7 protein-coding genes are annotated in these 8,117 nt (G+C 53.7%); 2 read left to right on the top strand and 5 right to left on the bottom strand.

Annotation, left to right across the window (positions count from 1 at the left end):
- The first annotated feature begins 273 nt into the window (after positions 1–273).
- The gene (locus NMC31_RS17810) at positions 274–1,671 is read left to right on the top strand and encodes a carbohydrate porin (protein WP_253898689.1); all 1,398 of its coding nucleotides are present in this window, start codon (positions 274–276) and stop codon (positions 1,669–1,671) included.
- A gap of 64 nt (positions 1,672–1,735) precedes the next feature.
- On the opposite strand, the gene rhaM is transcribed toward NMC31_RS17810, so the two are convergent.
- The 5 genes from rhaM to rhaB form a co-directional block, all read right to left on the bottom strand.
- On the bottom strand, positions 1,736–2,050 hold the full coding sequence (rhaM, locus tag NMC31_RS17805) for an L-rhamnose mutarotase (protein WP_253898688.1): 315 nt from the start codon (positions 2,048–2,050) through the stop codon (positions 1,736–1,738).
- Positions 2,047–3,195, bottom strand: a complete 1,149-nt coding sequence (gene fucO / locus NMC31_RS17800; protein ID WP_253898687.1) for a lactaldehyde reductase — start codon at positions 3,193–3,195, stop codon at positions 2,047–2,049. Before fucO ends, rhaM begins: the two co-directional genes overlap by 4 nt.
- Before the next feature lie 69 nt (positions 3,196–3,264).
- On the bottom strand, positions 3,265–4,089 hold the full coding sequence (rhaD, locus tag NMC31_RS17795) for a rhamnulose-1-phosphate aldolase (RefSeq protein ID WP_253898686.1): 825 nt from the start codon (positions 4,087–4,089) through the stop codon (positions 3,265–3,267).
- 128 nt (positions 4,090–4,217) lie between these two features.
- Positions 4,218–5,477, bottom strand: coding sequence for an L-rhamnose isomerase (gene rhaA / locus NMC31_RS17790; protein WP_149464237.1), 1,260 nt, complete (start codon positions 5,475–5,477; stop codon positions 4,218–4,220).
- Positions 5,474–6,943, bottom strand: a complete 1,470-nt coding sequence (gene rhaB, locus NMC31_RS17785) for a rhamnulokinase (RefSeq protein WP_253898685.1) — start codon at positions 6,941–6,943, stop codon at positions 5,474–5,476. The genes rhaA and rhaB overlap by 4 nt, the downstream gene beginning before the upstream one ends.
- Positions 6,944–7,243: 300 nt before the next feature.
- On the opposite strand from rhaB, the gene rhaS reads away from it, so the two are divergent.
- Entirely contained in the window at positions 7,244–8,080 is an 837-nt protein-coding gene (gene rhaS / locus NMC31_RS17780) for an HTH-type transcriptional activator RhaS (protein ID WP_253898684.1), read from the top strand.
- The last annotated feature ends 37 nt before the right edge of the window (positions 8,081–8,117 follow it).

Genomic DNA, 8,117 nt, shown 5'->3' with positions numbered 1-8,117 from the left:
CAAAAAATATTAACGGCTATTCATTTATTTAATTTTATTTCCAGTGTTACCTTGCTCACGATATGAAGAATGTCTGCGTTTACTTGCGGAACTATTTGGCTAATATTTATTAGCTTCTGAGGCGTGAGAAACCAAATCAATGGGATTGATGCTGTAATGTGATTTTGCGCCCGGCTGCTCTACTAAAACTATATTCATCAAGTTTATATAAAAAAGATGAATAAGATCGCGCAGAGTTTTGCTAATTATTAGTTATCTCAAGGAAAGCGAATAATGAAGAAAACAACATTATCTATCGCCATTGGTTTGTTGTTAGTGGCAAACACCGGTGTTGCAAAACCTAGAACAATGACGTTAGAACAGCGTCTGGAAATGCTTGAAAATCGTCTGGAAGCTGCGGAAAACCGCGCGACTCAGGCAGAGCGTAAAGTTCAGCAGCTTCAGGTTGAACAGGCCGCGGAAATTAAAGAAATTAAGGCCGCGCAAGGTAATACAGCGGTGAACGGGCAACAATCTACGGATGAAACCCGTAAAAATGTCACTATGCCGACGTTAAATCTTTCTGGCTATGGCGATATCAAATTCTACGGCGACGTGGAATTCAATATGGATGCGGAAAGTAAGCACGGTATGCTGGCCGCCACCAATGCAAGCTTAAGCAGTGACCCTACAAACGAACAGTGGAATATCAATGGTCGTGTAGCACTGGGCTTTGACGGCATTCGTAAAATGAATAACGGCTACTATGCCGGTTTCTCTGTCCAGCCGCTGGGTGATTTGAACGGTACGGTCAACCTTGATGATGCGATGTTCTACTTTGGCCAGGAAAATGACTGGAAAATCAAAGTGGGTCGCTTCGAAGCATACGATATGTTCCCGCTTAATCAGGATACCTTCGTAGAGCATTCCGGTAACACCGCGAATGACCTCTATGATGACGGTAGCGGCTATATCTATATGATGAAAGAAGGTCGCGGTCGTTCCGATGCGGGCGGTAACTTCTTGTTAAGTAAACAAGTTGATAACTGGTATTTCGAAGTGAACAGCCTTCTGGAAGATGGTACTTCCTTGTATCAGGATGGCGAATTCCACGGCCGTGATATGGAGCAGCAGAAAAACGTAATTTATCTGCGTCCCGTTATTGCTTACTCCCAGGATGAGTTCTCTATTTCTGCGGCAATGGAATCGAACGTCATTAATAATGCGTACGGTTACACCAACAGCAACGGTAAATTTATTGATCAGTCCGACCGTACCGGTTACGGCTTAACCATGACCTGGAACGGCCAGAAAACCGATCCGGAAAACGGAATTGTGGTTAACCTGAACACCGCGTATCTGGATGCCAATAACGAAAAAGACTTTACCGCGGCAGCAAACGCCTTGTGGAAAAACTTCGAACTCGGCTATATCTACGCGCATAACACTATCGATGATTATGCTGGCCTGATTAAGCATGACGACGACGACTGGATTTATAACGAAGGTACTTACGATATTCATACCATCCATGCTTCTTATTTGATTCCGGATGTAATGAATATGAAGAACTTCAATATTTACCTGGGCGCGTACTACTCTATGATTAACAGCGATAACGATAACGCGAAGAATCATACGGATAACGATGACCGCTACGGTGCTCGCGTTCGCTTCAAATATTACTTCTAAGGTTTATTCAAACCGACATCATAAAAAAGCCTGCATCGCAGGCTTTTTTATGTGAGAGAAATACTTAATCAAGATAAAAAACGTTTTTCAATTCTGCGCTTATCGGGCTGTTATCCGGATTAGCCGGCATAACCTCGGTCATGTACTTCCACCAACGCTGGCACACATCGGTGTTTGCCACTGCGTTCCAGCGCTCTTCTGATTCAATTTCTACTGTAGCGAACAGCAGGTTACGCTCTTTATCAAGATAAATGGCGTAATGGTGCGCACCGTGGGACTTTAGCGTGGCTTCCAGTTCCGGCCAGATAGGATTATGACGGCGCTGATACTCTTCATGCGCGTCGGCATGCACCTGCATCACAAAGGCTTTGCGGATCATAACGCCTCCAGATACAGCTCGCGAACTTCATCACGGCTGGCGGTACGCGGGTTGCACGGCGCGCAAGGGTCAGCCAACGCTTTGTCCAGCCAGCCTTCGATATCTACTTTCGTTACGCCCAGCTTGCTGAAACCTTCCGGAATACCTACGCGGGCGCTCAGTTTACGAATCGCGTTGATAGCTTCCATGCTGGCCGCTTCGTCGCTCATACCCTGGGTATTGACGCCCATGGCCTGCGCGACGCGTGCAAAACGCGCGACGGCGTTCGGGCGGTTAAAGTTTTCGATGATCGGCAGCAGGATGGCATTGCACACGCCGTGCGGCAGATTGTGCGTTGCGCCCGGTTGGTGCGCCAGTGCGTGTACCAGGCCAAGACCGGCGCTGTTGAACGCCATTCCTGCCAGATACTGACCAAACGCCATCTGCTCGCGGGCTTCCAGATTATGGCCCTCATCAACCGCTTTAGGCAGCCACAGGGTGATCAGACGAATGGCTTCCAGCGCGTTGGCGTCAGTTAGCGGATGTGCGCCAACGAAAACGTAAGCTTCAATCGCGTGGGTCAGCGCATCCATACCGGTGGCCGCGGTGACGGACGCCGGAATGTCCAGCATCACGCTGGCGTCATCTACGGCGATATCCGGAATAATGTTGGAATCGATAATGACTTCTTTCACCTGGCGCGCGGTATCGATGATCACTGCGTTGCTGGTCATCTCGGCGGCGGTGCCTGCGGTGGTGTTAATGGCAACCAGCGGCACGCCGGCATTGTTGACTTTGCCCACGCCGGAGTAAGCGGTAGATGGGCCAGGGTTGGCGGTCAGAATTTTGATCGCTTTAGCGGTGTCGATCGGGCTGCCGCCGCCAAAGGCGATGATGAAATCGCAGTTTGCGTCCTGATACGCCGCAAAGCCTTTTTGCACCAGTTCTTCGGTGGGGTTAGGAAACACCTCATCAAAAAGATGGTAAGACATATTCTGCGCATCGAGTGCGGTAAACAGGCTATCCAGCAGACCCAGCTTCACCAGTTGCCCGTCGGTGACCACCAGCGCTTTGCCCCACTGTTTGTTCGCAACAAGGTTGACCATATCGGCAATCGCGCCCGCGCCGTGCAGGCTGATTTTGGGAAGCGCCAACATAAAGCTCATGATATTTCTCCTTAAATTAAAAGCCCTATGTCCGGCGGCAACCGTTGTCGCCGGGCGTGAGCGGATAGGTTAGAGCGCGAGGGCGCTGGCGAGCGGGGTAACACCAAAGCGTTTGCCAAGCGCAATCAGCTCTTCACGCGTGATGGTCTGTTTCATGCCGCCCATGGAGTAGACTTTCACCAGCACTTCTGCGGATTTCTCGGCGGTATCGATCAAACCAAACGCCTCGTCCAGCGTCGGCCCGCTGCCGAATACTCCGTGGAACGGCCACAGCACCAGCGAGTGTTTCTGCATTTCCACAGCGGTCGCCTGGCCGATTTCGTCCGTGCCCGGCACCATCCACGGCAGAATGCCGACGCCGTCCGGGAACACCACCAGACATTCGGTGCTGCCTTCCCATAACTGGCGGGTGATCACGTCGGTGCGATTTTCCAGCACGTAGGTCAGGGCAATCAGGTTGGTGGCGTGGCAGTGCATGATCACGCGATCTTTACCGTTGGTTGCCTTGATGCGTTCGCAGTGCGACAGGAAGTGGGCTGGTAATTCAGACGTCGGCACCGCCTCATGGGATAAGCCCCACAGGATGTGATAGCCTGCGCCGTCGCTGTCCACTTTAACGACGCCGATGTTTGCGGCGGTATCGAGCTGAACGTTGCGGAAGAATTTCCCGGAGCCGGTGACGATGAACGGGGTGTTCGCCAGCAGCGGCATCGGCTGGCTGAGTGCGATATAGCGTGGTTCTTTGTGGAAATCAGCCTCGTAAGGAGCGATGTCGGCTTCGTCCAGACGTAGCGTCAGGTTACCGCCGTTACGTTCATCCCAGCCTTTCAGCCAGGCGTCAGAGGTGGCTTTGATCATGCCCTGGACGAACCAGGATTGAGTGATGGATTGCATAGTATTCGAGTTCCTGTTTGGGCGGTGCGGGGGTTACCCCTCACCCTAACCCTCTCCCACAGGGAGAGGGGATTGTCTGGTTTTGATTTCACCCTCTCCCTCAGGGAGAGGGCTGGGGTGAGGGTTGTTTACCCGCGTTTACTCAAAATATCTTTTTCATACGCGCGTACGTTCTCCAGCCACTGGCTGCCCGCAGGCGTGTCGTGGCGCTGGCAATACATTTCCCACACCGCCTGCCATGGCAGAGATTTCTGCTCTTCCAGCAGCGCCAGGCGTGCGGTGTAATCGCCATCCGCTTCCAGCTTACGCAGCTCATCGACGGGTTCGAGCAGGGCGCGCAGCAGGGCTTTCTTCATGTTGCGGGTACCGATAACCCACGCCGCGATGCGGTTGATGGAAGCATCGAAGAAGTCGAGGCCAATGTGTACGCGGTCGAACAGATCGTTGCGCACAATTTCGCTCGCGATGGCCTGAGTTTCGTCATCCAGCAGCACCACGTGGTCACTGTCCCAGCGCACCGGGCGGCTGACGTGCAGCAGCAGACGCGGAACGTACAACATGGCGGAGGAGATTTTGTCGGAGATCACTTCCGTCGGGTGGAAGTGGCCCGCATCCAGGCACAGCGCGGTCTGGCGGCTGGCGGCGTAGCCCATATAGAATTCGTTAGAGCCCACGGTGTAACTTTCTGCGCCAATACCGAACAGCTTGCTCTCCACCGCATCAATGTGGTGCGCCGGGTTCAGTTTTTCGCTAATGACTTCATCCAGTGCATTGAGCAGACGCTGGCGCGGCGCCAGGCGGTCGACGGTGATATCTTTCATGCCGTCCGGGATCCAGATATTCATCACCGACGGCGTGCCCAGTTGCTCACCGAAGTAAGCGGAGATGCGGCGGCTGGCCTTGCAGTGATCAATCCAGAACTGACGAATTTTTGCGTCCGGGTGGGAGAGGGTAAAACCATCGGCGCTCAGCGGATGCGAGAAGCAGGACGGGTTGAAATCGAGACCCAGTTGATTCGCTTTCGCCCATTCCACCCAGTTTTTAAAGTGCTCAGGTTTAATCTGATCGCGGGAAACCGGCGTCTCAGATTCGAGGTAAATGGCGTGCAGATTCAGACGTTTGGGCCCGGGTATCAGGCTCAGAGCCTGTTCCAGATCGGCACGTAGTTCAGTCGCGTTGCGCGCTTTTCCTGGGTAATTCCCTGTCGCCTGAATGCCGCCAGTCAGGTTGCCTTCCGGGTTTTCAAAACCGGCGACGTCATCGCCCTGCCAGCAGTGCATGGATACCGGTAGGCGATCGAGCTGACGCAGGGTCTCTTCGACGTCGATGCCAATGGCGGAATAACGCTGTTTCGCCAGTTCCCAGGCTTGTTCAAGTTGAGTGGTCATGCGCAAAGCTCCTTTGTCAGTCGTTTTTGCTGAAACTGCGCAACGTAGCGGGCAATTTCATTTTCAGGATGAGGGGTGAAGGTGGTCAGGCCGTAGTTGTCGGTCACCACCTGACGGAAATCATCAACGGTGCCCAGTTCTTCCAGCGTCATCAGCTGAACACCGATATTGCCGAGCGTGGAGGCCTCAATCGGGCCCGCCACCACCGTCACGCCGCAGGCGTCGGCACAAAGCTGGTTGAGTAAGTGGTTCTGGCAACCGCCACCGACAACATGCAGCTGGCTGAACGGTTTTCCGCGCAGGTGTGCCAGTTCGTGCAGAATGTCGGCGTAAAGCAGGGCAAGGCTGTCGAAAATACAGCGCGCCAGTTCGGCAGGGCGCTGCGGCACCGGCTGCGAGGTCTCGCGGCAGGCGGCCTGAATTTCAGCGCTCATGTTGTCCGGGTTAATAAAACGGTCTTCATTGGGGTTGATCAGGAAACGGCAGGCGCTGAGTTGTTCCGTTTCGGCAATCAATGCAGGCAGGTCAGTGATGTTCTGCTCTTTAATCACACGCTGAAGTAGCCACAGCCCCATGATGTTTTTCAGCACCCGATAACGCCCCTCTGCACCGCCTTCATTGGTGATATTGGCTGCCAGGGCATATTCGCTGGTGTATGGCGTAGTGCTTTCAAAGCCCATCAATGACCAGGTACCGGATGAGAGATAAGCGGCGTCTTTGTTCGCCAGCGGCGAAGCAATGACTGCGCTTGCCGTATCATGGCTCGCGACGGCCACCACCGGGATTTTGTTGCCCAGCGGGCAAATCCAGTGGCCAATCACGTTGCCAGGATGCGTTGGCGTTCCGAACCATTTCGGCGATGCGCCGGTCCAGTTCAGCAGGTCTTCATCCCAGTTATCAGTCTGAATATTGACCAACTGCGTGGTGGTGGCGTTGGTATATTCCCAGTTCATTTTGCCGGTCAGGCGATAGCTGAAGTAATCGGGGATCAGCAGGGCATGGGCCGCCTCGGCGGCGATTTCCGGCTGCTGTTCAACCAGCGCGCGTAGCTGATAGAGCGTATTAAACGGCAGGAACTGAATACCGCTGCGGCGATAGATTTGCGCTTTCCCGAGCTGTTCAATCGCCCGAGCCATCACACCGTCGGTGCGGCTATCACGGTAGGAGACCGGCAGGCCTAAGCGCTGACCGTCGCGATTAAGCAGAACGTAATCCACGCCCCAGGTGTCGATACCGATGCTGTCGATCAGGATGCCCTGTTCGCACACCTTGTTCAGGCCGATGCGGATCTCCGCCTCAAGCCCGTCGATATCCCAGGTATCAAATCCATCCTGTTTTTGCAGGCAGTTCACGAAACGGTGGATTTCGTGCAGAGAGAGTGTGTGTTGCCCGGTATCGTAGCGGGCAAGCATCACGCGTCCGCTGGATGCCCCTAAATCGACGGCCACACAATGGCGAAGAGTCATGGCTGGAGTCCTTCTTAATGTCATTGGACCCAGTCTAAGAAGCGCGTTCGAGCGTGACCTTCTCATCACTGACAGCAAAATGGACGGCTGGCAAGAAAGCAAAGGTAGACGTGAGAGAGCTCACAATTTCCGCCAATCGCCCCGTATTGCGCGGGTGTGACGCTCTCCGCAATTCCCGATCTTTCCCGGCCTTTCTTGAAAAAACGACCAGGTTTGCGCCCTTTGGTGTCGAAACTTTAAGGTGAGGTTAGCCACCCCCGATTACTATCCTGATAACTTTTCTCATTGAGTGGGGGCGTTATGACCGTATTGCACAGTGTGGATTTTTTCCGTTCAGGGCGATTACCTGTAGCGATTGAACCGCGACTTCCGCAGCCCGCTTTTCCTGAGCATCATCATGATTTTCATGAGATTGTGATTGTTGAGCAGGGGACCGGTATTCATGTTTTCAATGGTCAGCCGCATACTATTTGCGGGGGTACGGTCTGTTTTGTTCGCGATACGGATCGCCATCTTTATGAGCACACCGATAACCTTTGTCTGACCAATGTCCTTTATCGCTCGCCGGAAGCGTTCCAGTTTCTTTCCGGGCTCGATCAACTGCTGCCGCAAGAGAAAGAGGGTAATTATCCTTCCCACTGGCGCGTAAGCCAGAGCACCCTGCAACAGGTGCGCTTTATCCTCGAGCAAATGGCGCAGGTGGAGGACAACATGGATGCAGCAACGCTCGCCAACCGCGAAATTCTCTTTATGCAACTGCTGGTGTTGCTGCGTCGTGGAACCCAGGTTGCGGGCAGTGTTGATAACGACGCACGCCTGAACCAGTTGATGGCCTGGCTGGAAGATCATTTTGCGGAAGATGTCTGCTGGGAAGCGCTGGCCGAGCAGTTTTCGCTGTCGCTGCGCACGCTCCATCGCCAGCTTAAACACTCGACGGGCCTGACGCCGCAGCGTTATCTCAATCGCCTGCGTTTGATTAAGGCCCGCCATCTGCTGCGCCACAGCGACGAAAGCGTAACGGATATTGCCTACCACTGTGGCTTTGGCGACAGCAACCACTTTTCCACCCTGTTCCGCCGGGAATTCGACTGGTCACCGCGCGATATTCGCCAGGGCCGTGATGCCACCTTGCAGTAACGCGGCGGCTATCAACGTTTTTTCAGCGTAGAACTGC

Origin of the sequence: Pseudocitrobacter vendiensis (genome assembly GCF_943590815.1) — a bacterium.
Lineage (GTDB): Bacteria > Pseudomonadota > Gammaproteobacteria > Enterobacterales > Enterobacteriaceae > Pseudocitrobacter > Pseudocitrobacter vendiensis.
The sequence above is the reverse complement of the archived record's forward strand: the minus strand, read 5'-3'. Positions and strand labels throughout refer to the sequence as shown.